The sequence below is a fragment of the Kitasatospora sp. SC0581 genome, assembly GCF_048159585.1.
Taxonomy (GTDB): Bacteria; Actinomycetota; Actinomycetes; order Streptomycetales; family Streptomycetaceae; genus Kitasatospora.
In genome coordinates this window covers 1-382 of sequence record NZ_JBLRWA010000204.1, presented here as the reverse complement: position 1 = coordinate 382, position 382 = coordinate 1, and the positions used below count along the sequence as shown (strand labels likewise).

Below are 382 nucleotides of genomic sequence, written 5' to 3'. Positions count from 1 at the left end.
CAGTGGAGGCGCCCAGGGTGACGGCCGGTCAGCCCGCCCGCAGGGCGACCGTCAACGCCTCGACCGCCAGCAGTGGGTCCACGTTCCGGTCCAAGGCCCGGCGGCAGGCCAGCACGGCCTCGATCCGGCGCAGCGTGTTCTCCGCGCTCCCGGCGCCCGCGACCCGGCCGAGCGCCGGGCGCTGGTCCTCGGTGGAGAGCGGGCCGGTGGCGCCGAGCTGGATCGCCAGCACGTCCCGGTAGAAGCCGAGCAGGTCGAGCAGCGCCACGCCGAGCGTCTCCCGCCGGGTCCGGGTGGCCCGGCTCTTCTGGCGCTTCTCCAGCTCCTTGACGGCGCCCGCCATGCCTCGCGGCGCGCGGCTGCCCTCGACCGCCCCGTAGGC

General features: G+C 77.0%; 1 protein-coding gene. It reads right to left on the bottom strand.

All coding sequences use genetic code 11. The features are described from left to right. Positions 1-28 precede the first annotated feature (28 nt). A partial coding sequence (locus ACLWS4_RS37795) for a DNA polymerase III subunit delta' C-terminal domain-containing protein (RefSeq protein ID WP_416876543.1) occupies positions 29-382 on the bottom strand: 354 nt, incomplete at its 5' end.